The organism is Pontibacter sp. CAU 1760 (assembly GCF_054482735.1).
The window spans coordinates 140,525-162,381 of record NZ_JBTLRL010000009.1; the positions used below are offsets into that span (position 1 = coordinate 140,525).

Here is a 21,857-nt window from a genome sequence, read left to right on the forward strand (position 1 = left end):
CCCTTATAAAACCCCATTGCACGAATGCTTTGATTTTCTTTACCGGATATCTATATTAGAGATTGTTAATGTTTAGTAGATTTACTTTACGTCACCACTTACCGTTTACTATCCATTTTAATTTATAAAATCTGACTAGCTTGCGGCTTTAGCGCACTACAGCACCCCTATGGAAATCATACTGGCCACCTTTTCTGCCCTTTTCTCTGTTGTGAACCCCTTTGGGGCCATGCCGGTCTTCCTGACCCTGACACAGGAGGACACCCCTGCCCAACGCAACCAGCAGGCGCTTAAGGCTTGCCTGTACATGGTGGGCATCCTGGCCGTTTTTTTCCTGACAGGCCAATACGTGCTCAATTTCTTTGGTATCCGCATCCACGACCTGCGCATAGCGGGCGGACTGATGATCATGAAAGCGGGCTTTGACTTGCTTACACCCGGAGCCAATAAAAAGAAAATATCGCCGGAAGTTGTGGAAGAAGGGCAGCTGAAAGACGATATCTCGTTCACCCCGCTAGCCATGCCTATGCTCTCCGGTCCTGGTTCTATTGCCGTCAGTATTGGCCTTTTCACCACCTCGCTTTCGTTGGTGAACATGCTGCAGATCCTGATCGGTATCATTCTGCTAGCCGGCGTTTCCTACATCATCCTGCGCTCCTCACACCAGCTCACCCGTGTGATGGGTAAGTCCGGACTGGCGGCGCTGTCGCGCATCATGGGTTTTATTGTGCTTTCCATTGGAGTTAACTTTATCGTATCGGCCCTCACGGCTTTGTTCTTCACCGAACGGTAGGTTGGGGATGTATGGAATTAGCGGCATAACAGGACATCAATTCTGCGCTTGCCCAAATTTTCAAAGCTAATTTCCCTATCTTTGCAGCATGCAACTGAAGAATGATCTGCTCTTAAGAGCTGCAAGAGGCGAAAAAGTAGAGCGCACCCCTGTGTGGCTCATGCGCCAGGCCGGGCGTATCCTACCTGAATACCGCGCTGTGCGCAATAGCCTGAGTGGCTTTAAGGAACTGGTGGAGACACCGGAGCTCGCCGCTGAGGTAACTATTCAGCCCGTTGACATCCTGGATGTGGATGCCGCCATCATTTTCTCTGACATCCTGGTGGTGCCGGAGGCGATGGGCTGCACTTACGAAATGATTGAAAAACGCGGGCCGCTGTTCCCGAATACCATACGCTCTGAGGCAGACCTGAAAAAGCTGCGCGTGGCAGATCCGCACGAGCACCTTCACTATGTGCTCGATGCCATTAAAGTCACCAAGAGAGGTCTGAACGGCCGCGTGCCACTTATCGGTTTTGCCGGTGCCCCCTGGACGATCATGGCTTATATGGTAGAAGGAAGCGGCTCCAAGACGTTCTCCCATGCACGTGGCATGCTGTATACCAACCCCCGGTTGGCGCACAAGATGCTTCGTATGATTACGGACACTACCATAGCGTACCTTCAGGCACAGGTGGATGCAGGCGCTAACCTGATCCAGGTATTTGATTCCTGGGCAGGCATTCTGTCGCCGGCGCAATACCGTGTGTTTGCCCTGCCATACATCCAGGAGATCTGCGATGCCATCACGACAGTGCCTGTTACAGTGTTTGCCAAAGGTGCCTTCTTTGCGCTGGAGGATTTCAGCCAGCTGAACTGCGAAACCATCGGCCTTGACTGGAACATGCAAATTGACAAGGCGCGCCAGCAAGTAGGACCTAACAAGACGCTGCAGGGCAACATGGACCCATGCCTGCTTTACAGCTCGTTTGATTCTATCCAGCACGAGACCATCAAAATGCTGAAGGAGTTTGGTCCGCATCGCCACATTGCCAACCTGGGCCACGGCGTATACCCGGACACGGACCCTGAAAAAGTAAAATGCTTTGTGCAGACGGTAAAAGAATACGGTTCTTTATAGCGTATTATACATAGAAACGATAACACAAGAAAGGCCTGCTACAGTAGCAGGCCTTTCTTGTGTTGGAGGTACAGGATGTTTTGTTATCCGACTGCCAGCTGCGTTTCCGGGAATTTGTAAGCCGTGGAGTAAGCGCGGGTACTGAGTGCCAGTGCCAGGGTCAGGGTTCCCACCCTCCCCAGGTACATCGATAGGATGATCACGCACTTGCCCACATCCGAAAGACCGGCGGTGATACCGGTACTCAAACCCACTGTGGCAAAAGCCGATACCTGCTCAAAAGCCAGCTTAATGATATCGAACTGCGCATCGGTGATAGACAGGATAAAGATGAACGTGATGTTTAGGATAGCGGCGAATGTAAATACCGAAAACGCCTTATAAGCCACGGAATGGGGTATGGTGCGGTGCCCGATCTCCATGTTGCGCTTGTTCCGGATGGTGGTAGCCACCGCAAAAAGGATCACCGTAAAGGTAGTCGTCTTAATACCGCCTCCGGTAGAACCTGGCGACGCCCCGATAAACATCAGGAAGATGAACATCAACAGCGTCGGGACGGTAAGCGCTGAGATATCCACGGTATTGAAGCCCGCCGTACGTGTGGTGACAGACTGAAAGAAGGATGCGATCAGGGCCTCCGCAAACCCAAGGCTCGAGAGCGTGTTGAAATACTCCAGCAAAAAGAAGCCCACCGTACCCAAAGCCAGCAAGGCGGCTGAGGTATAAATTGTCACGCGCGAGAGCATTTTCCAGTTTTTCCAGGGCATTTGCATCCGCATCCGCATGTGCTTGGGCGAAAGCACGTCCAGGATAGTCGGGAAGCCAAGGCCACCGAAAATCACCAGCAGGGCCACCACCAAATGCATGACATAAGCAAAACGAATCGGCTGCGTGTACAGGCCTTCGGGATAGAGCGAGAAACCAGCGTTACAGAAAGCTGATACTGAATGGAAAACCGAGAAGAAAATCTTGCTCCCAAGGTTCGTGAAGGGCACGTTCGTGCCCCAGGTCATAAAGATCGCCACTGCCCCAATCGCCTCGATCATGAGGGTCAGGAAGATGAGTTTGCGAAGCAGGTTTTTGGTCGAGAACAGCGACTCAGAGTCCAGTAGCTCGTGCATGGCCACGTGCTGTTTTATACCTACCCCCTGCCGCATCAGCGAGGCAAAGAACGTGGCAAAAGTCAGGATGCCCAAACCGCCCATCTGGATCAAAAGCAGCAGCACCACTTGCCCGGCGAAGGTAAAGTAGGTGCCGGGGTCCACCACGGCAAGGCCTGTTACGCAAGAAGCACTGGTGGCCATAAACAACGCATCCAGAAAGCTTATACCGTCCGGGGAGTTTGTCATTTTAGGCAGCATAAACAAGCCGGTGCCCAGCAGCACCAGAAAAATGAAGCTGAGCAGGAAGGTAATGGAAGGCTTTAGCTGGATGGTTTTGAGGTGCACCCGTGTCTCCAACAGCTCCACAATCAGCAGCACGAGCATGTACATCGACACCAGTACCCGGTAAAACTCCACCGAGAGCGGTATACCGATCCCCTCGAACATGTTATAGATCAGCGGGAAATGGAGGATGTAGGTGCAGAACTCATTGAGCAGGATAATGCTCATCAGGACTCCCTCGAACCAGGTGCGCCTCAGAAACTTGACTCGCTCAAAGGCATACAGTATCCGCAGAAAGTAGATGAAAACAAAGATGACTAGGATAGCATCGATGGCATGGTACAGCAGCCGTAGCCGCACCGGGCTTTCTACCACACCGTGGGCGTAAATAAGCAGGCCGATTGCCAGCAACGTAAGCACGTAGGTAGAGCGGCGCATGATGGTATACGCCGTTAACTTACTGCCGTACAAAAATCTATTTAACGACTCTGTGTTCATGAGTTTCAAACAACCTGATGTGCGCGGCCTCCTCCTGGAGCCGTGCTTTGTCAATCGGCACTACTCCCACCTGCTCGCAAACCAGGCCTCCGCCCAAATTGCTCAGGCCAGCCATGAAATCCTTTGTGGTGCGCAGCGCCATACACAACGCGGCAATGCTAATCACAGTATCGCCTGCGCCCGAAACATCAGAGATGGACCGCCGATGGGCTTGGATATAGGTCTTGTCTTTTTCGTCGGCCACAAACACGCCGCGCTCCGACAGCGTTACGAGCACCTGCGCCACTTCGAGACGCTCCTGAAGGGTATCCACTGCCTCCTCAAAGGCAGAAGTGTTCTCATCGGCAAACTCCACCTTCAGGCCCTCTTTCAGCTCCTTCAGGTTTGGCTTGAACAAGGTACAGCCTTTGTAGCTCAGGAAGTTCTTTTTCTTGGGGTCCACTACGCTCGGGATGCCACGCGCATTGGCAAGCTGCAGAAAACGGCCGATGTTCTGCTCCGAAAACACGCCTTTGTCATAATCCTCGAAAATAACGACATCGGCTTTCTCCAGCAGTTTTTGGAAGCGCTCCTCTAGGTGGCGTTCCTCATGGGCTGTCAGGTTCCGCTCGATTTCAGAATCCACGCGCAGCAGTTGCTGGCCCCCGGCTATAATGCGGTGCTTAATGGTGGTCACGCGCTCGGGGCTCTGGACAATGCCTTCGGTAGACAGTCCTTTCTCTTCCATCAGGCGCAGGTAGTCTGCCCCGTCCTGGTCATCCCCTATCACAGAGCAAAGAAGCGGTGCCGCCCCCATTGCCTCTACATTCAGGGCAACATTGGCAGCACCGCCTAGGCGCTTTTCGCGCTTTACTACATTCACAATCGGTACTGGTGCTTCGGGGGAGATGCGCGTTGACTTGCCCCAGAGGTAAGAATCAATCATCACATCGCCCACTACCAGTACCGTAAGTTTATTGAAGGCCTCAAAAAGACGCTCCAAGCTTAATATTTGACTCATTATTGCAATTTAGCCAGGCTGCTCTTGATGCGACGAAGCGCTTCGGTCAGCTTTTCATCAGAAGTGGCAAAAGAGAATCGGATACACTGCGGAGCTCCAAACGCTTCGCCGCCCACGGCTGCCACATGGGCATCTGTCAGCAGAAACATGCTTAGGTCCTCAGCATCTTTAATAGTGGTTCCTTCGAAGGTTTTACCGAAGTAATGGCTTACATCCGGGAAGATGTAGAAAGCACCGGCAGGCACATAGGTCTTGAAGCCTTCAATCTCGTTCATGCTCTCCAGCACCAGGTCGCGGCGACGGCGGTATGCCTCGGTCATCTCCATGGCAGATTCTTTGCCTCCCTTTAAGGCGGCAGCAGAAGCCTTCTGCGAGATAGAGCAGGTGCCCGAAGTAATCTGGCTCTGCAGCTTGTCGCAGGCAGAAGCGATCTCCTTGTTGGCAGCCATATACCCTACGCGCCAGCCCGTCATGGCATAGCCTTTCGAGAAGCCGTTCACTGTCACCACGCGGTCTTTGATAGACGCTACGCTGGCCAGGCTGAAATGCTTGCCCTCGAAGTTGATGTATTCGTAGATCTCATCGGCGATCACGTATACCTGCGGATGCTTCTCCAGCACCTTGCCGATAGCACGCAGTTCGTCCTCGTCCCACACAGCCCCGGTAGGGTTGCTTGGCGATGAGTACATGATCAGTTTGGTGTTGCTTGTGATGGCTTGCTCCAGTTGCTCAGCCGTTACTTTGTAGTCGTTCTCCAGACGGCCCATTACCGGCACCGACACCCCTTCGGCCAACTTCACAATCTCCTCATAAGAAACCCAGTACGGGGAGAAGATAATTACCTCGTCTCCAGGGTTCACCAGGCACATCACGGCATTGGCAATGCTCTGCTTGGCACCTGTCGATACCACTATATTCTCTGGCTTATAGTTCAGGTTATTGTCGCGCTTGAATTTATTCACGATCTCCTGACGCAGCTCGGGATAGCCGGGTACAGGGGTATAAAACGTAAACCCTTCATCAATAGCCTGTTTAGCGGCATCCTTGATGTATTGCGGTGTCTGAAAATCTGGTTCACCAAAGCTAAGGTTGATGACATCATGCCCCTGTGCAGCCAGTTCGCGGGCTTTTTTAGCCATGGCAATGGTTTGGGACTCAGACAATGCTAAGATTCTGTCTGATAGTGCTGATCTTACTTCCTCTGTGTTTTGCATTTCTTATCAGGTTTAGCTGGCAATTTAAACATAATGCCACAGACTATCCAGCAGTTCTGAAGGTGAGTTGCAGAAAAAAGTATAAGAACGCCTCTCTCAGGATGCAAAATCTCAATAAAAAACCTCTTCTGGTTTAATTACCATAAGTTTTGAGGGCACATTACTTTCGATTTGTTAAAAACCCGCATTCCCAGCACCACTTCGTGCGTCCCGTTACCCATACCGTTTCTTGCTGCCACGCCCCTGTTATACGCGTAGCCTACATCAAAAATATGGTTTACGGTAACGCCTGCCAGCACCGCGTAATTTCCATTCTGCCGGTAAGAGCCCCCTACCCACAGCCGGTCGTCATACACCGCCCGGATATTGAAGTCCAGGGAACCGGGCAAAGGCGGCAGCCACATGGCCATGACCGATGGCACCACGCTGATCTCTTCTGTCAGGTCAAACTTGTAGGCCGCTGTCAGGAAGTAGTGCTTGTAGAGCATGTTGCGGTCCTCGGTAGAGTTATCGAAATGCAACGTGTTGGCCAACAGCTGCATGGCAGAGGTGCCTACATAGAAGTGGCTTCCATACAGCCAAACACCCAACGACAGGTTTGGCTTCACCATGTTCCAATCTGAATTAGCGGCATCGCCCGGGTTAGCAAAGCGCAACTCATCAGCGCGCATGTGCTGCTGTATGATGCCGGCGCTAACCCCACTGGCCAGCTTCACCTCACTAGAGAGTTTCATGTGATAGGCGTAGGCCAGGCTTGCCTCCGTGCGTGAAAAGACGCCCAAGCGGTCGTTTACCAGCAGGAGGCCCAGTCCATGGTGGGGCTTAAACTGCTGGCTGATACGTCCGTTCTGCTTTTTCCCACCGAAAGAAGGAGTGGCTTTGCCCGACGAGCTGTTGCCGCCCCGGATGATATTGCCAATGGGGGTATGGGCGCTGAGGTATACCGTCCTGGGCTCTCCTTCTATCCCAGAGAACTGGGAGCGGTTCCCTAGTTTCACGTCTGTGTACTGCTCGATACCGGCAATGGCCGGGTTAAACAAAAAGTTATTGATGGAATACTGGCTGTACTGCGGCTTCTGTTGCCCAAGCGCCGCGAAAGCGGTACAGCAAAATACAAGTACTGGTAAAAGTATTTTCATAAGCGCATTGCTGTTCCGCTTGTCAGTTTACGATGTTCACGTAGCCTGTCAGCTTGGTATTGTTAGAAAGGGTTATGACGTAGAAATAAGTGCTGACCGGAAGCTTGGCGCCCCTGTATATCCCGCTCCAATCGTTGCGGTAGTTTACACGCTCATACACCAGGTTGCCCCAGCGGTTAAACACCTCCAGTTTTGCCTCCGGGAAGTACTCGATGTTGGCGATTTCCCAAGTGTCGTTCATGCCGTCGTTGTTCGGGGAAAAGGCATTGGGCACGTCTATCATTTGCCGCACACTGATCACGACACTTGCCGTATCGGTACAGCCCTCCTCATTCGTGACGGTTAGGGTATAGCGGGTGGTTTTAGCAGGAGTAACCATGGGGTTGGCAATGGTCGCACTGCTTAACCCGCTCGACGGGCTCCAGGAAAAGCTCACCCCGCCGCTGCCGGACAGCTCGGTGCTCTGCCCCGCATCCACTTCACTGTCCAGTACCGAGGCTACCGCCGTTGGGAGCGGGAGCACTGTTACCTGCACCGGGATACGGGCGCTTTCGCAGCCATTTTTAAAAATAGACACGTAATAGCTACGCGTGGCCTGCAGCACAGGCGTTTTCAGGGTGCCGTTCCTGGAATCAGTCATGGCCGTGGCAGCTGTGGGGCTTTCATACCATCGGTACTGCCCGGCAGCACCGCCTGTGGCGGTAAGCGTTGCAGGGCCGGGTCCACACATGCTCACGTGCTGTACGGTTGGAGGAGCAGGCAAAGGCAACACATTCACTTTGATCGTGTTCACCGATAGGGTGGCACCACAGGTATTCTGTACTTCCAGGCTATACTCGCCCGATACGGTAGCCTGCAGCTTGTTGGTGCCCGAGCCTATTTCCTGGCCATTTTTCAACCATCTGTACTGCACGTTATTAACGGAAGCCGTGCTTAGCTCCACAGCACCTCCCCCACAAAACTCTGTGTCCCCGGCCGCTATAATCTCTGGTGCGGTGGGCTTGGTTGTGATGGTGGCTACTGCAGCCACGCGTTCGCTTTCGCACTGGTTGTTTGTGATGGCAACGTAATAAGTTGTGGTAGAAGCAAGCTCTGGCGTGTTGAATGTGGCGCCATCGGCTCCGGCTATGGCTGTGCCCCCTGTGGGGCTGGTATACCACCGGTACATACCGGGGCTTCCACCGGCAGCTGTCAGGGCAACGGTGCCTTTGGTACAGCCGGTAGCCCCTTGCGCGGTAGGCGCCACAGGCAATGGCAATACATTTATCTGCTGGGCGTTGCTGCTGGTATAGGTACCGCAGGTGTTCTTTATTTTAGCGGAATAACTGCCCGACTCGCTCACGGCAATTTCAAAAGTGCTGCCGGTTAGCTGCACGCCGTCCCGAAACCAGGTATATACCACATCGGGCAGTTGCGGCACCGAAAGCTTCACGTTTCCGCCCTTGCAAAACTCCAGGGGCCCGGATGCTTTTACCTCGAATGCCGGAATAGGCTGTTGTATCTTAAATTCTACCCTGTTGGCGCTACTCACCGCACCGCAGAAGTTGGAGAGATCCACGGTGTAAACGCCAGCTGTTGTTGCGGTATACTCATTCGACGCATCAGACACCGTTATACCGTTCTTTCGCCATACGTAGGTTGCCCCATCCTGTGCATCCACTTTCATGTGCACGCTGCCCACCTGGCACACTATCAAGGGGTCGGAATAGACAATCATGGGTGTCTTGAGCCTACCAGCCACAGCTACCTTGAGGATATCGGATTTGCCCACGCACCCGTTGGCATCCGTTACCTCCACAGTGTAATCGCCTTCCTGGCTTACGGTGATGGATTGGGTTGTGGCCCCGGTGCTCCACTTATAAGCGGTTCCGGCAGGCGTGGCTGTTAGGAGCACGCTTCCGCCGAAACACAGGTTAGTTGGACCGTTGGCAGTGATTTTTGGCTTGGTAGGAGAAACGCAAGGTGCCAGCGCGGGATTTTGTACGGCAGCATCATTTAGCCCAGTGCCCTGAGTTGCTTGACTATACACCAAAAAGAACAGGAGAAGCAGCCATACCCTGCTTTGGGTACAGAGGCGATTCGCAATCAGAGTAGACACAAAACTTAATATTAAATTGCGTTGATATTTTTATACAATACCAATTTAAAATTAAAATGGTTTCCTCTAATTAGATTAAAGTATTATTTATTTTAAAAAATAAAAGCGCATTTTACACAAGCCTGTATAAAATGCGCCTTCAAAATTGTCAAGTGCATGACTGTCAGTAATTTGGCAAAACTACCACATGCCGTCAGAATTTGTAATACTGTTGGCAGGCATATGGCTTTTATACAGGCGCATGCCTAGGATCACCTCATGGCTCATACCCTTCAGGGTACTCAAGCCAGAGTCATAGGAATAGCTTAAGTCAAAAGTCTTGTTGATGGTAAAGCCCCCCATCGCAGAGAAGCTGTCATGCTGCCGGTAAGAGCCCCCGACCCAAATTTTATCGTGGTAAAGCAAGCGCAGGTTATAATCAATCGAAACAGGAACAGGCTGTAGCCACTTTACCATAAGAGAAGGCACGACGGCCAGCCGCTGGTTCACGTCTATTTTATAAGCTCCGGTGGCGAAATAATGGTTACGGCTTTCCCCTGCAGCGCCTCCATAAGAATCCATGGAAATGGTGTTCCCGAGCATTTCGGCGGCTGAGATGCCTACATAAAAATCAGATGAGTAGAGCCATAGGCCAGTAGAAAGGTTTGCCCCGAAGGAGCTCCTGTTGTTACCAGCTGCGGCGTCTGGGCTGGCAAAGTTCAAAGAACCGGCGGCTACCCTGGCTTGCGTCACGCCAACAGATGCTCCCCCGGATAGCCTTATATCCTCATTTAGGGGGAGGTGGTACGCATAGGTCATATTGGCCTCTGTGCGCGAAAACGGGCCGATCTTGTCGTGGAGCACCAACGCCCCGATGCCGTGCCAGGGCTTGTAGGTTACTTTGCGGTAGATGCTCCGGGCCTCGCGGTACTTTGCGAAAGACTGTGGCTGCCTGTTCCTAGACTCCAGGCTGGCACCTGCCTTGCCGTTCAGCAAACGGCTATGGACAGACAAGTAAACAGTGGTCGGGGCACCCGCTACGCCCTGCCATTGGTTTCTGGCTCCCAGTTTAATGTCTGTGTAGTCCTCTATGCCAGAGATGGCGGGGTTCAGCAAAAAGTTATTGATCACATACTGGCTATACTGCGGCTTTTGCTGCGCAACTGCAAAAAACGGCAATATGACGGCTATCAGGAGAAGCGTTGACTTTTTCATGAGTAGATCTAATGCACAATACTAACCGAACCCGTGAGGTCACGCCTTCCCTGTAGCGTGATCACATAAAAATAAGTACTCTGGGGCAGGGGCCTTCCAGCCATGGTGCCATTCCACTCGTTGTGGTAGCCTGTTTTCTCGAAGATCTTGTTGCCCCACCGGTCGAAAATCTGCACTCTGGCATCAGGATAGCCTTCCAGTGTCGTGATTTCCCAGTTGTCGTTCACCCCGTCTCCGTTCGGGGAGAAAGCATTGGGGATGATAATCTCCTTGCGCACAATCACCTTCACCTGGCCTGTGCTTTGGCACCCAGCCGCTGTGGTGGTGGTAACGGTGTAAGTGGTGGTTTCTGCGGGATGGGCTACAGGGTTAGCCACAGCAGGGTTGCTGAGCCCGGTAGCAGGCAGCCAGGTATAGGTTGCGCCACCAGGTGCGCTGCTCAATTCCACACTAGAGCCCTCGTCCACGATAACGACAGACCACGGATTGATAGCAGGAATTGGGTGTATGGTGGCTTTTACCGGCACTCGCTGGCTTTCGCAGCCGTTCCCAACTATCGCGACGTAATAGGTTGCAGTGGTTTCCAGATGGGGGGTGGAGAACTTAGCGTCAGTTGCCCCGGCAATAGGCCTGGCCTCGGTGGCAGAGGTATACCACCGATAGGCGCCACTGGTGCCGCCAGTTGCCGCCAGCGTCACAGAGCCGGAGCCACAGCGTTCATCCCCTGTACCTTCTGGCGCGGCTGGTGCCGCGTTCACTTTTACCGCTACGGCTGTGGCCGTTAGTACCCCACATACGTTCAGCACATCTACAGTATAACTACCCGCCAGCATGGTGGTGAACGATGCTTCGTTTGCACCAACCACTACCCCGTTCCGTTTCCAGCGATAGGTTACCCCAGCAAAACCAGGCATCGTTAACTTCACGCTTTCACCTTCGCAAAGGGTGGTCTTGCCTTGGGGCACAATCTGCACGACGCCTTCCGCATACTTGCAGCTTACTTTTATTTTTACCTGCGCAGTATCCTTTTCATCCTCGCACTGCCCTGAGCCAACGTCATTGATCTCATAGGTCAGCACATACTCGGTTTCAGCAACTGTCGGGTCGGTGGTGTAAACAATGTAATTGCCTTTGATCTCGGCCTTGCCTACCCCTGATTTACTGACGATACGGGCCAGCTTAAGCTTGGCGGAACCGGTATGCCTGTCATTGTCCAGGACCGGGATCTCCACTACCTGCCCAGGCACGGCCTCTACATAATCGTCTTCTGCTACGGGAACGCCCGTTTTACCGATCACGCAGATGCTTTGCTCATTAGCGTATCCGCCTGTGGAACCGATAAAGCCATAGTACACAGTGGCGTGGCCTTTAAAAACATTTTGAACGATGTCGTCCTCGTGGTTGAAGCGACGTTGCCCGTCGAAGTACAGCTGTAACTCCTTTGTCTGCGGGTCCCAGGATATTTTGTAGGTATGGCACTGGCCATTCTCGATGTCCGGGTTGGAGGGGTCGATCTGTGTCGCTTTTACTTTCGGGTTATCGATGTCGCCGTTGTACACGACTGCTGTGTGGTCTGCCTGGATGTCGGCGGCATCGTTGTTATACCAGGTATCAAACTCTATGGCAACAGAAGGCTTGATACCCTTCGGGTCAGCGAAAGCCAGGCCCCTGCCCGGTGCCCCCATTGAAATTAATCCCCGCGCATCGTTGTGGAACAAGAAGGCAATGCCATCTGCACCATCCGCATCCTTCGTTCCCATGTATAGGACAAACTCCAGCTCGAAGGGCTTATTCAGGTCGATCATCTCCTCCGACCAGACAGCGCCATAGCGCCACTTCTTGTCTTCGGTTATTCTAAAGCAATTGCCGGACGTCTTGGCCGCATCGCCACGCGGTATGAACTGGGCACTTGCGCCACCTGCCATCCCGAAAAAGAAAAAGAGGCAATAAAATAGCAGGAGCTGCCATTTCGATGTCTGTCTAAACCAAAAGCTCATAGAATCTACAGGATTTTACCCTGTAATATTAGTAATAATATATATTAATAAAAAAATATATATCATGTAATTCTTCCAGATACGTTAAAGCAGCTTTTAAGGCAGCTTATTCATCCTATGGCAGTTAACCGGCAGGGTATAAATACAGAAGAGGACACGCATTGCTGCATGTCCTCTTCTGTGTATGATGTGTGGCGAAACCTATACTTTGCCGTAGGCTGTCCGCTCTACAATGCTTCGACCAAGTGTTATCTCATCTGTGTATTCTAACTCGCCACCTACTGGTACGCCCCGGGCAATGGTGGTGATGCGAAGGTCGTGGTCACGGAGTTTGCGGGTCAGGTAAAACGCCGTGGTGTCGCCTTCCATGGTCGGGCTGATGGCCATCAGTATCTCTTTTACCTCTGAGTTAGGAATGCGCTCCAGCAGCGAGTCAATCTGTAAGTCTGCGGGCCCAACGCCCTCCAACGGAGAAATCACGCCGCCAAGCACATGGTATAATCCTTTGTACTGCGAGGTGTTCTCGATGGCAATCACATCGCGGATGTCGCTCACCACGCACAGCACGCTTTTGTCGCGCAGCGGGTTAGAGCAGATGCTGCATACGTCTGTATCCGAGATGTTATGGCACACGTTGCAGTGCTTCACTTCGGTACGCATTTTAACCAGCGCCTCAGCCAGCGAAAACGATGTCTCGGATTCTTCTTTCAGTAAGTGCAGCGCCAGGCGCAGCGCTGTTTTCCTTCCAATGCCCGGTAACTTGGCCAGCTCCTCGACGGCACTCTCTATTAGTTTCGACGGAAATTCCATGCAGGCCCTTTCTACTCTATGTCCGCTGAAAGGTCTTTGTCGTGCAGGGCAGTACACATACCCATCAGTTCTTCGTAAGAGCCGATTTTGACGGTACATTTCCCTTTGTAGTGAATCAGCATGGTACACTGCTCGGCTTGCTCGGCGGTGTGCCTGCAAACTTTTATCAGCGTTTCGATCACATGATCGAAAGTGTTCACATCATCGTTATAAACTACCAGGTTCCGGAGATCGGTGCTTTCTTCCAGCAACTCTACTTCTACCTGTTCTTTATGTAAAATATCTGTCTCCCAATTCATAATGCAAAAATACGAATTAATAAGCATTTAACGAAGCAGGCCCCAGCCTACGGCGGCATTTCTTTGCCGACGGCCCCATAATAAAGGCGCGTAAGGTTCAACAAATTAGGACGCTGTTTGATTCCGGCAACAGGGTATTTAAGGCCCTGGGACCTTAAGGAAAGAGCACAATTATTTGACGGGAATTTATTAATTGCATATTTTTGCAACCGGTTGGAATTAACACGCCAGCCGAACACAAAACCGCTGCTTTTCCGTAGGCTATACAGCCACTAAACACGGAGCCTCTATTTTGTACAATAAAGCAAGCGCCCCTCTGCCCCAACCGGCAAACAGAGCGGTTAGCAAAAAAAGACTGTCGGACCGAAACGATGATGTTAATTACTGGCTTTCGCAGCCGGCAGCAGCACGTATTGCCGCTGCAGAGCACCTGCGGGCCCAGTACTGCTTATTAGTTCAAATGGAGTTAACGCCTACTTTTCAGGAACTTGTAAAAAAACTCAACGCTTGCCACGCCAGGTACCTGGTAGCGGGCGGTTTTGCCGTGGCCCTGTACGGCTATCCCCGCTATACCGGCGATATCGACGTCTGGATCGATGCTACCGCGCAGAATGCCCAAGATGTGCTGGAGGTGCTGCATGGGTTTGGCTATTTAGAGAAGGACGTGAACCTGGAAGACCTTACCACACCCGATGTTATCGTGCAGCTAGGCTACCCGCCCAACCGCATCGATCTGTCGACGGGCCTAACAGGGCTGACTTTTACGGAATGCTGGGATAACAAGGTGGTCATGCCGTTTGGCGACACCATGGCCAACTTTATCTGCTTAAGCGACCTGAAAAAGAACAAGCGCGCCACCGCCCGTTTACAGGATTTGCTGGATCTCCAAAACCTGCCGGACTAGTTTATGCCTGCTATCTCCCCGCCGTTTCGCCAAGCCGTCAAGAAGTTAAGCGACAAAGAGAAAGAAGCGATCATCTTGAAAGCTGCCCGCCGGGATGCCGAACTCTATGACCTGCTCTCGTATGAGTTGCTGGAGGAAGTAACCCTGGAAGAGGTATGCGACCAGACCAAGGACAAGATCCATGAGTTGCTGCTGAATGCGAGTGGCCGTTCGCTGGCTAAAGCACTCACGAAGTCCCTGCGCAAGGCTTTGAAGGAAACCGCGCGGTTCAAGCGCATCACGAAAAGCGCCAAAGGCGAAGTAGACCTGAACCTGTATACCCTGCAGCTCATTTTCCAGAACTTCACTGGCCAGTTCGATAGTTACTACAAAGGCTTTTATACCGCCACGGCCCGCCTGCTATTGCGCACGATCCAGCTTATCCGCAAAAACCTGCACGAGGACTACCACCTGGAGTATAAAAGCGAACTTGATGGCTACCTGCAACAGATCCATGCGCGCAACAAGCCGCTGTCTTTTGACCTGCCCCGGGAGTTTGTGGAGGATTAAGTGTGTCGGTATCCCCTAGTCTACGGAAGAACTGACACTCACAAAGGGTATGAACCTTCGGTTAATTGGTACCATCCCTTTTCTCAACAGGCCGCATCACCAGAGCTTTACTCCAGCCCGCTTACTTTTATACCCTCCAGGTTTATTTCAGACACTTTCTTGAGTTTGCCGGCCTCAAAGGCGCGGTCAAAGTTCTCGAGCGCCAGGTCCTCGGGTGCGGTATAGTTGTTATAATCCTGGAAACGTACGCCGTTTACTTCTCGCGGATTGGTGGCTTCCCTGAAGCGCGTCCCGATGTCACCGTTATCCTCCGCATAGCTATAGGCTAGGTAGTCCATGGTATGGCGCTGCTGATGGAACCAGTACACAAACACATCCTCAAAGTCCTCGCCCCCGCCCGTTTGGGCAAAAGTCACCTGCACTTTTTCGTAAGGCTCGCCTTTTACGGTGGCCTGCCCCAGGTATTTGGCCTGCACGGCTTCATCCTTCAGGAAATAAGGCAGCAAAGCGAAATACACCACAGAGTTAACAGAGGCCGTGTAAGCGTCCTGCCGCTCTTGTGGCAAGGCTACCATCTGGTCATCCGCGGTACGCTCAAACCCGCTGTTCCGCAGCACATCATGGATGCGCTGCCCAGTGGAGTCGTCGGTGAAGGTGCGGCTGTAAACAAAGGCACCGTTGTCGCGTAGTGCGCGGTACTGCCTGTCACGGAACCGGAAGCTCACCACGCTTTGGTCGAGGTGTTGGCCCCCGTGCGCGGCAATGGCCGCCTCTATGATAGTTTTTGCCTCCGGGCTGTCCTTTTCCGAGCAACTTGCCAGGAAGAGCAATAAAGCGAAGATAAGTGGTAATCGGCAGGTCAGGATTCTCATGGGTATAAAACGATAGCAAAGGGCAAAGATAGGAATTGGCGTGGGATTGATGGCAGGGGTATAAACGAAAACCGCCCCGACCCTTCGAAAAGAGCGGAGCGGAAAATCGGATCGTTTAGCGATGCTTACTGCTTAGCAGTAACGTTAAAGCTCACGGTAAACTCATCGTTGATGGCTTTGTCGCCCAGGTTATCGAAGAAGCTGTTAGAGCCGTAACGGATGTCGTACTTGGCACGGTCTACTGTTACGTCGGCCTTGGCAGTTGCCACGCCGCTTTCCACGTTAATGGTAGCCGGAAACTCCACCGGGTTTGTCTTGTCTTTGATCGTCAGGTTACCGGCCACACTGTAGTTCGGCTCTCCGGCAGCGGCGCCTGAAATCGGGGAAACGCTGGTAATCTCAAATTTAGCTGTCGGGTATTTCTCCACGCCGAAGAAGTCATCAGACTTCAGGTGGCCTTCCAGTTTGCCTTTGTCTTCAGCGCTGCTGATATCGGTGTTGGCAATGGTCTTCATGTCCATCACTAGCGTTCCGCCAGTTACCTGATTGCCAGCTACAGTAAGCTCGCCGCTTTCCAGGGCGATCGTACCCGAATGCTCGCCGGTCACCTTCTTTCCATTCCAGGTTACGTCACTTTGCTCTAGCGCTACAGCATATGTCTCGCCTTCACCAGTGGTGGTGCTCTCGGCGGTAGTTACTGTTTCAGTATTTTCAGCTGTTTCGGTGCTGTTGTTACAGGCCGAAAACATGAGTGCTGCGGCAAATGATGCATAGATGGCTGTCTTCTTCATAATGTTCTTTCTTTATGTTCGTTTAAAATATACGTGTGCTGTTGGCTATAATGTTTGCCAACGCAAATATATGTATATACATTAAATGTACAAGCATATCCAGTGCCGTTTAGTTCAAAAGCTGACAGAAAACTCCACAACATCTTACATTAACTTGCTGCACAACTGCACATTACAGCTAAAGCGCTGAATTTTATATCCCAAAAGATAGGGCTACAATTAAAAAGGGGTTGCTGGCAAATCTGCCGGCAACCCCTTCTATAAAGCCTGATAATTACTTCTGGGCTGTGGCAGTAGGTGCTTGCCTGGCAGTAACATCAAAGCTCACGGTAAACTCATCCATAATGGCTTTGTCGCCCAGGTTATCGAAGAAGCTGTTAGAGCCGTAACGAATGTCGAATTTAGAACGGTCTACTGTTACGTCGGCTTTAGCATGCGCCACTCCGTCTTTCACAGCAATAACTGCCGGGAAGGAGATCGATTTAGTAATTCCCTTGATGGTCAGGTCACCGGTTACCGTCGCATTGTCTTTTCCGCTGGCAGGCTTCACGTTAGTGATTTTGAATGTCGCGGTTGGGTTCTTCTCCACGCTGAAGAAGTCATCAGACTTCAGGTGGCCGATTAGCTTTTGGTTGTATCCGGCATCTGTAATGTCCGTGCAGGTGATGCTGTTCATGTCGAAAGCAAAAGTGCCTCCTACTACTTTATTACCCTGCACATCCAACTGGCCGCTCTTCAGGCTAAGGTTACCCATGTGCTCGCCGGTTACCTTTTTAGCATGCCACTTCACGTCGCTCTTCGCAACGTCCACTTTATATGTCCGGCCTTTGGCAGGCGTGGCAACTTCTGTAGCAGCGGCAACGGTGTCAGCGCTTTTGGTTGTATTTCCGGCATAGGCGGTCACCATTAAGGCACCAACCAGGGAAGCAAGGATTGTTAACTTTTTCATTCTGTTGTTATGATTCTTGGTTTATGTTGTAGGGTATAAACTACAGGCGCAGCCCCTAGCGTAAACATGACTGCAACCAGTACGTTAATTTTCTATTCGTTCGTGTCTCGGATCTTGTCGAGCAGCATATTCAGTTGGGCTGCCTCCTGCGCTGTGAGGTTCATGATGCCCGTGCCCTCGCCACCTTCTACGATATCCATCTCCTTCAGTAAGGCCAACCCCTTCTCCGTGATCATCACATCCACGGTGCGGCGGTCAGAAATGCATTGCTTGCGCGTAACCAGTTCCTTGTTCTCCAGTTTGTCCACAATGCGGGAGGCGTTAGACGTTTTGTCCAGCATCCGCTCAATCAGCAGGCTAACGGTAGCTGGCTTTGGGTGCTGCCCCCGCAGAATACGCAGGATGTTATACTGCGGCAGGGTAACGCCATAAGGCTTGAATAGCTTAGCCTGCATTTGCTGTAGCCAGCCTGAGGTATAAATCAGGTTAACGTTTGCCTTCTGGTGCTCGTTCTTGAAAGAGCTCTGCTTAATTTCCTCTTCTATTTTCATGCTTTCACTGATGTGACTGAATGATGACACAAATATATGTACATACATTTAATGTACAATACATCTAATCGTATTTATTTTTATAAAGTTCCTTTTCGTACCTATTGTTTCCAAGTATACCTTCCCTGCCGCCTCTGCCTATTTCAGCAATAGCACCCCTTCCTGCTCACGCACCAGCCCAAAAGGCTCCTGCTCCAAGATCAAAAACCCGTCCAGATCCACGAAGTCGAAGGCATTGCTGAGCTGCATCGCCGACCAGATGCCGAGCGTCGTCTCGACCATACAGCCTAGCATGGCCAGCATCCCGTGCTTGCGCGCCTCTTTCAGTAGCCGCACGGCATTCAGGTAGCCGCCGGCCTTCATCAGCTTGATGTTGACGCCATGGAACTCGGTGCGCAGCATTTCGAAGTCCGCCATATCGGTCAGGGACTCGTCAGCGACCAGCGGTATAGGGCATTTGTCCTTCAAATGGGCATAAGCCGCGGCATTTGCGGCGGGCATGGGCTGTTCCACAAACAACACCCGCTTGGGGTCGAGGGTTTGCAGGAAGCGCAACAGTTCGTCGGCATCCTGCCAGCTTTCGTTGCCGTCTAGCACCACAGGTTGTGTGGTGGCCTGCAACACCTCACGCACTAAATCCACGCCCTGCTCCTGGTTCACCTTCAGCTTCAGGCTCTGGAAGCGGCTCAGGTGGTGCGTGCTGATGAACTCCTGCACCTGCCCTGCCTCCATGATGGGGAGCGAATAGCAGGTGGCCTGTGGGCCCGGTGCAGGCTGCCCCAACAACTGGTGTACGGCTATACCCTTGTGCTGGCAAAAGTAATGCAGGTACGCCGACTCAATGGCAAAGCGCAGGGAGTTAACGGGCGGGTGCTCCTGCAGCAGCTGCAGCAAATCTTCCATGCTTTTCATACCCGCCAGTCCTGCCATCAGCAGTACCTGGTACTGCTGCAGCAGCAGTTCAGGCGTTTCGCCATAGCGCACATTGGGGGCCGCCTCTCCAAAACCACTGAAGGTACCGTCAGTAACCTGCACCAGGAAATTCAGCTTCTCGTCGCTTGCGTTTCGGGCTATTTTCCAGGTATACTTCAGTTTGAGGTGCAAGGCCTCGATGCGCCATGTCAGCATAAATCGATTAAGGTTAGGGATGGTTAAATACTTAAATTTGCACTTTCTAGCTATATAACTCAAGTCGCGACTAAAGTTATACATAAACTCACTCCTACTCTTCAATGCGGGGTGTTTTTTCTGTTCCCCGGGATCCACCACGCAGGAGCGGCAGGAGTAAGTAAATCAGGCTAGGGATTTTAGGCAGCCTCCGCAAACCGCGGCTTTCATGAAATTCCCTCTAGCCTCCATTCTCAACTCAAAAACTACGCAGATGTTGCCCAACCGCTGCAATCTGGCGTTTGAACTGAGAATTAGAAACTGGATGGGCGCTATTGGCGAATGTGTTTTTTGCCCCTATATTTGCTAAGCTAATGTAGCTGTGCCCTGTCGGTATTTGCGCTAACAAAAGGCTTTACAGACGCATTCCCTACAAAGGCTTTTTCCGGTGGTGGCCATACCCGGCCAGTTGCCATGTAACTCTTATTTATTTTATGAAAAAGTCTTTTTTACCACTGGCTGTGCTTGTGTGCGTTACACTGGCAGCCCTCCTGACCGTGCTACAGCAGTACGGTGTTCTTCATTTGCCAGCGGAGGCTCTGCTGGCCGTGCGCTGGGCGGGCATTGGGGTGCTCTTGCTCTACGGCCTCCAGAAACGCTCCCTTACCACCTGGATTTTGGTGAGCATGGTGATAGGCGCGGAGATCGGCTACGACTTCCCGGAGTTTGCCACCAGCCTGAACGTGCTGAGCAAGATTTTCCTGAAGCTCATCAAAACGATTATCGCACCGCTTATCTTCGCTACGCTGGTGGTGGGCATTGCCGGCCACTCCAACTTGAAACAGGTCGGCAGCATGGGCTGGAAAGCTATTCTTTACTTCGAGGTGGTGACCACTTTAGCGTTGTTCATCGGTTTGGCCGCTATCAACATCAGCAAGGCCGGCGAGGGCATTGATGCCGGGCTGGCGCAGTCGCAGGAGGAAATCGCGGCGGTACCTGCCCAGAGCGCATCCGACATCATCCTGCATGTGTTCCCGGAAAACATCGCCAAATCGGTGGTGGAGGGCCAGGTGCTGCAGATCGTGGTGTTCAGCGTGCTGTTTGCCATTGGCCTGGCCATGGTTAACGAGAAAAAGCGTAAACCCATGCTCGACTTCTGCGAGAGCCTTTCCGAGACGATGTTCAAGTTCACGAACGTGATCATGTACTTTGCCCCTATCGGCGTGGGTGCCGCCATTGCCTATACCGTAGGGCATATGGGCTTTGGCATTCTTCTAAATCTGTTCCAGTTGCTGGCCACCCTCTATATTGCCCTGATCGCGTTTGCGGTGCTGGTGCTATTGCCTGTTGCCCTGATTGCCCGCATCCCGGTGGTGCGTTTCCTCAAAGCCGTTTCGGGACCTGTATCCATCGCTTTTGCCACCACCAGTTCGGAGGCTGCCCTGCCGCGCGCCATGGAAGAAATGGAAAAACTGGGTGTGCCGCGTAAGATTGTGGCGTTTGTCATGCCAACCGGGTATAGCTTTAACCTAGACGGCACCACCCTGTACCTGGCGCTTGCCGCCGTGTTCGTAGCGCAGGCTGCGGGTGTGCCGCTTACCTGGCAGCAACAGTTAGTGATGGTGTTCACGCTTATGCTGACCAGCAAGGGCGTGGCCGGTGTTCCACGTGCCTCTTTGGTTATTCTGCTGGGCACAGTCGCCTCGTTTAACCTGCCGGTATGGCCTGTGTTTGCTATCCTGGGTATAGATGAGCTGATGGACATGGCCCGCACCTCCGTTAACGTAACGGGCAATTGCCTGGCAACGGCGGTGGTCGCCCGTTGGGAAGGGGAGTTTGAGCTGCAGCCTGAAACCGGTCTGGTAGAAACCTCTGATCCGGCACTCTCGCAACACCTGCCGGAAGCCGAAAATCAACCTGAACTGGTATAATTCTCGGCTTCTGCCTGTTACCCATAAATGGCTGCGGATGCACACCTAGCTACCGCAGCCATTTTTTGCCTCAAGCCCTCTTTAGCAGGCACCCCGCAAAACACGCCGCCCTACCGATTTGAAAATCCGCCCCGGAAATCGTATAATAGCCTGATGGAATTTCATACGCAGGAGGAAAATAGCCGCACCGTAGAGTTAACCTATGCCAGTTTTTGGCTCCGGCTGATAGCTTTGCTGATTGACAGCCTGCTGACCTCGCTGCTGGCAGGACTGGTATTGCTGGCACTCGGCCTGCCGCTAGTGCCCGACACAGCGGACATCGAGGCACGTCTTAAGCTTAATTTCATCAGTATTGTGATTGGCTGGCTTTACTATGCCGGCTTCGAGAGCTCTGCGTACCAGGCTACGCCCGGCAAGCAGGCCATGGGTATCTTCGTGACGGATACCAAGGGTTACCCCATCACTTTCTTCCGTGCTACTGGCCGCTTTTTCGGGAAAGTGCTATCCGGCGTTCTGCTGCTGATCGGGTATATTATGGCGGCTTTCACCAAAAAACGCCAGGCCCTGCACGATTTGCTTGCCCATACCCTCGTGCTCAAACACCCCACTAACAGTATCAATTAGCTGCTTTACCGGGTGTCAGAATCCGTGATGGC

The 21,857-nt window shown here is 52.3% G+C and carries 20 protein-coding genes; 6 read left to right on the forward strand and 14 right to left on the reverse strand.

The features are described from left to right. Positions 1 to 169: 169 nt before the first annotated feature. Both ACXYMU_RS14070 and hemE read left to right on the forward strand, forming a co-directional pair. Complete coding sequence (locus tag ACXYMU_RS14070; RefSeq protein WP_458987040.1) at positions 170 to 793, forward strand: MarC family NAAT transporter; 624 nt, start codon at positions 170 to 172, stop codon at positions 791 to 793. 88 nt (positions 794 to 881) lie between these two features. Beyond that, entirely contained in the window at positions 882 to 1,913 is a 1,032-nt protein-coding gene (hemE, locus tag ACXYMU_RS14075) for a uroporphyrinogen decarboxylase (RefSeq protein WP_458987041.1), read from the forward strand. A gap of 83 nt (positions 1,914 to 1,996) precedes the next feature. Here the strand turns inward: hemE and ACXYMU_RS14080 are convergent, their stop codons facing one another. The 9 genes from ACXYMU_RS14080 to ACXYMU_RS14120 all read right to left on the reverse strand — a co-directional run bounded on the left by ACXYMU_RS14080 (position 1,997) and on the right by ACXYMU_RS14120 (position 13,547). After that, positions 1,997 to 3,796, reverse strand: a complete 1,800-nt coding sequence (locus tag ACXYMU_RS14080) for a TrkH family potassium uptake protein (protein WP_458987042.1) — start codon at positions 3,794 to 3,796, stop codon at positions 1,997 to 1,999. Next, positions 3,774 to 4,796, reverse strand: a complete 1,023-nt coding sequence (locus tag ACXYMU_RS14085) for a bifunctional heptose 7-phosphate kinase/heptose 1-phosphate adenyltransferase (protein WP_458987043.1) — start codon at positions 4,794 to 4,796, stop codon at positions 3,774 to 3,776. Before ACXYMU_RS14085 ends, ACXYMU_RS14080 begins: the two co-directional genes overlap by 23 nt. Then, positions 4,796 to 6,010: a pyridoxal phosphate-dependent aminotransferase gene (locus ACXYMU_RS14090; protein ID WP_458987044.1), complete on the reverse strand. Its 1,215-nt coding sequence runs from the start codon at positions 6,008 to 6,010 to the stop codon at positions 4,796 to 4,798. The genes ACXYMU_RS14085 and ACXYMU_RS14090 overlap by 1 nt, the downstream gene beginning before the upstream one ends. 137 nt (positions 6,011 to 6,147) lie before the next feature. After that, positions 6,148 to 7,149 (reverse strand): PorP/SprF family type IX secretion system membrane protein, encoded by a 1,002-nt coding sequence (locus ACXYMU_RS14095; protein ID WP_458987045.1) that lies wholly within the window; start codon positions 7,147 to 7,149, stop codon positions 6,148 to 6,150. Between the two features lie 22 nt (positions 7,150 to 7,171). Beyond that, positions 7,172 to 9,247, reverse strand: a complete 2,076-nt coding sequence (locus ACXYMU_RS14100; RefSeq protein WP_458987046.1) for an Ig-like domain-containing protein — start codon at positions 9,245 to 9,247, stop codon at positions 7,172 to 7,174. Between the two features lie 180 nt (positions 9,248 to 9,427). Further along, complete coding sequence (locus tag ACXYMU_RS14105) at positions 9,428 to 10,441, reverse strand: PorP/SprF family type IX secretion system membrane protein (protein ID WP_458987047.1); 1,014 nt, start codon at positions 10,439 to 10,441, stop codon at positions 9,428 to 9,430. Between the two features lie 8 nt (positions 10,442 to 10,449). Continuing rightward, entirely contained in the window at positions 10,450 to 12,438 is a 1,989-nt protein-coding gene (locus ACXYMU_RS14110; protein ID WP_458987048.1) for a lectin-like domain-containing protein, read from the reverse strand. Between the two features lie 201 nt (positions 12,439 to 12,639). Continuing rightward, entirely contained in the window at positions 12,640 to 13,248 is a 609-nt protein-coding gene (gene recR / locus ACXYMU_RS14115; RefSeq protein WP_458987049.1) for a recombination mediator RecR, read from the reverse strand. Positions 13,249 to 13,259: 11 nt separating this feature from the next. After that, on the reverse strand, positions 13,260 to 13,547 hold the full coding sequence (locus tag ACXYMU_RS14120) for an ATP-dependent Clp protease adaptor ClpS (RefSeq protein ID WP_458987050.1): 288 nt from the start codon (positions 13,545 to 13,547) through the stop codon (positions 13,260 to 13,262). A gap of 460 nt (positions 13,548 to 14,007) precedes the next feature. Between ACXYMU_RS14120 and ACXYMU_RS14125 the strand changes: the two genes are divergently transcribed. Beyond that, positions 14,008 to 14,451, forward strand: a complete 444-nt coding sequence (locus tag ACXYMU_RS14125; RefSeq protein WP_458987051.1) for a nucleotidyltransferase domain-containing protein — start codon at positions 14,008 to 14,010, stop codon at positions 14,449 to 14,451. Between the two features lie 3 nt (positions 14,452 to 14,454). Further along, entirely contained in the window at positions 14,455 to 15,000 is a 546-nt protein-coding gene (locus ACXYMU_RS14130; protein WP_458987052.1) for a hypothetical protein, read from the forward strand. A gap of 107 nt (positions 15,001 to 15,107) precedes the next feature. Here ACXYMU_RS14130 and ACXYMU_RS14135 read toward each other — a convergent pair whose 3' ends face one another. The 5 genes from ACXYMU_RS14135 to ACXYMU_RS14155 form a co-directional block, all read right to left on the reverse strand. Then, the gene (locus tag ACXYMU_RS14135; protein WP_458987053.1) at positions 15,108 to 15,872 is read right to left on the reverse strand and encodes a DUF6503 family protein; all 765 of its coding nucleotides are present in this window, start codon (positions 15,870 to 15,872) and stop codon (positions 15,108 to 15,110) included. A 125-nt stretch (positions 15,873 to 15,997) separates the two neighbouring features. Then, complete coding sequence (locus ACXYMU_RS14140; RefSeq protein ID WP_458987054.1) at positions 15,998 to 16,663, reverse strand: YceI family protein; 666 nt, start codon at positions 16,661 to 16,663, stop codon at positions 15,998 to 16,000. A gap of 274 nt (positions 16,664 to 16,937) precedes the next feature. After that, positions 16,938 to 17,612 (reverse strand): YceI family protein, encoded by a 675-nt coding sequence (locus ACXYMU_RS14145; protein ID WP_458987055.1) that lies wholly within the window; start codon positions 17,610 to 17,612, stop codon positions 16,938 to 16,940. 92 nt (positions 17,613 to 17,704) lie between these two features. Next, positions 17,705 to 18,163: a MarR family winged helix-turn-helix transcriptional regulator gene (locus ACXYMU_RS14150; protein ID WP_458987056.1), complete on the reverse strand. Its 459-nt coding sequence runs from the start codon at positions 18,161 to 18,163 to the stop codon at positions 17,705 to 17,707. Between the two features lie 138 nt (positions 18,164 to 18,301). Then, positions 18,302 to 19,291, reverse strand: coding sequence for a dipeptide epimerase (locus ACXYMU_RS14155; RefSeq protein WP_458987057.1), 990 nt, complete (start codon positions 19,289 to 19,291; stop codon positions 18,302 to 18,304). Positions 19,292 to 19,764: 473 nt separating this feature from the next. On the opposite strand from ACXYMU_RS14155, the gene ACXYMU_RS14160 reads away from it, so the two are divergent. Both ACXYMU_RS14160 and ACXYMU_RS14165 read left to right on the forward strand, forming a co-directional pair. Then, entirely contained in the window at positions 19,765 to 21,201 is a 1,437-nt protein-coding gene (locus ACXYMU_RS14160; protein ID WP_458987058.1) for a dicarboxylate/amino acid:cation symporter, read from the forward strand. Between the two features lie 153 nt (positions 21,202 to 21,354). Continuing rightward, positions 21,355 to 21,825, forward strand: a complete 471-nt coding sequence (locus ACXYMU_RS14165) for an RDD family protein (protein ID WP_458987059.1) — start codon at positions 21,355 to 21,357, stop codon at positions 21,823 to 21,825. Positions 21,826 to 21,857: the final 32 nt, after the last annotated feature.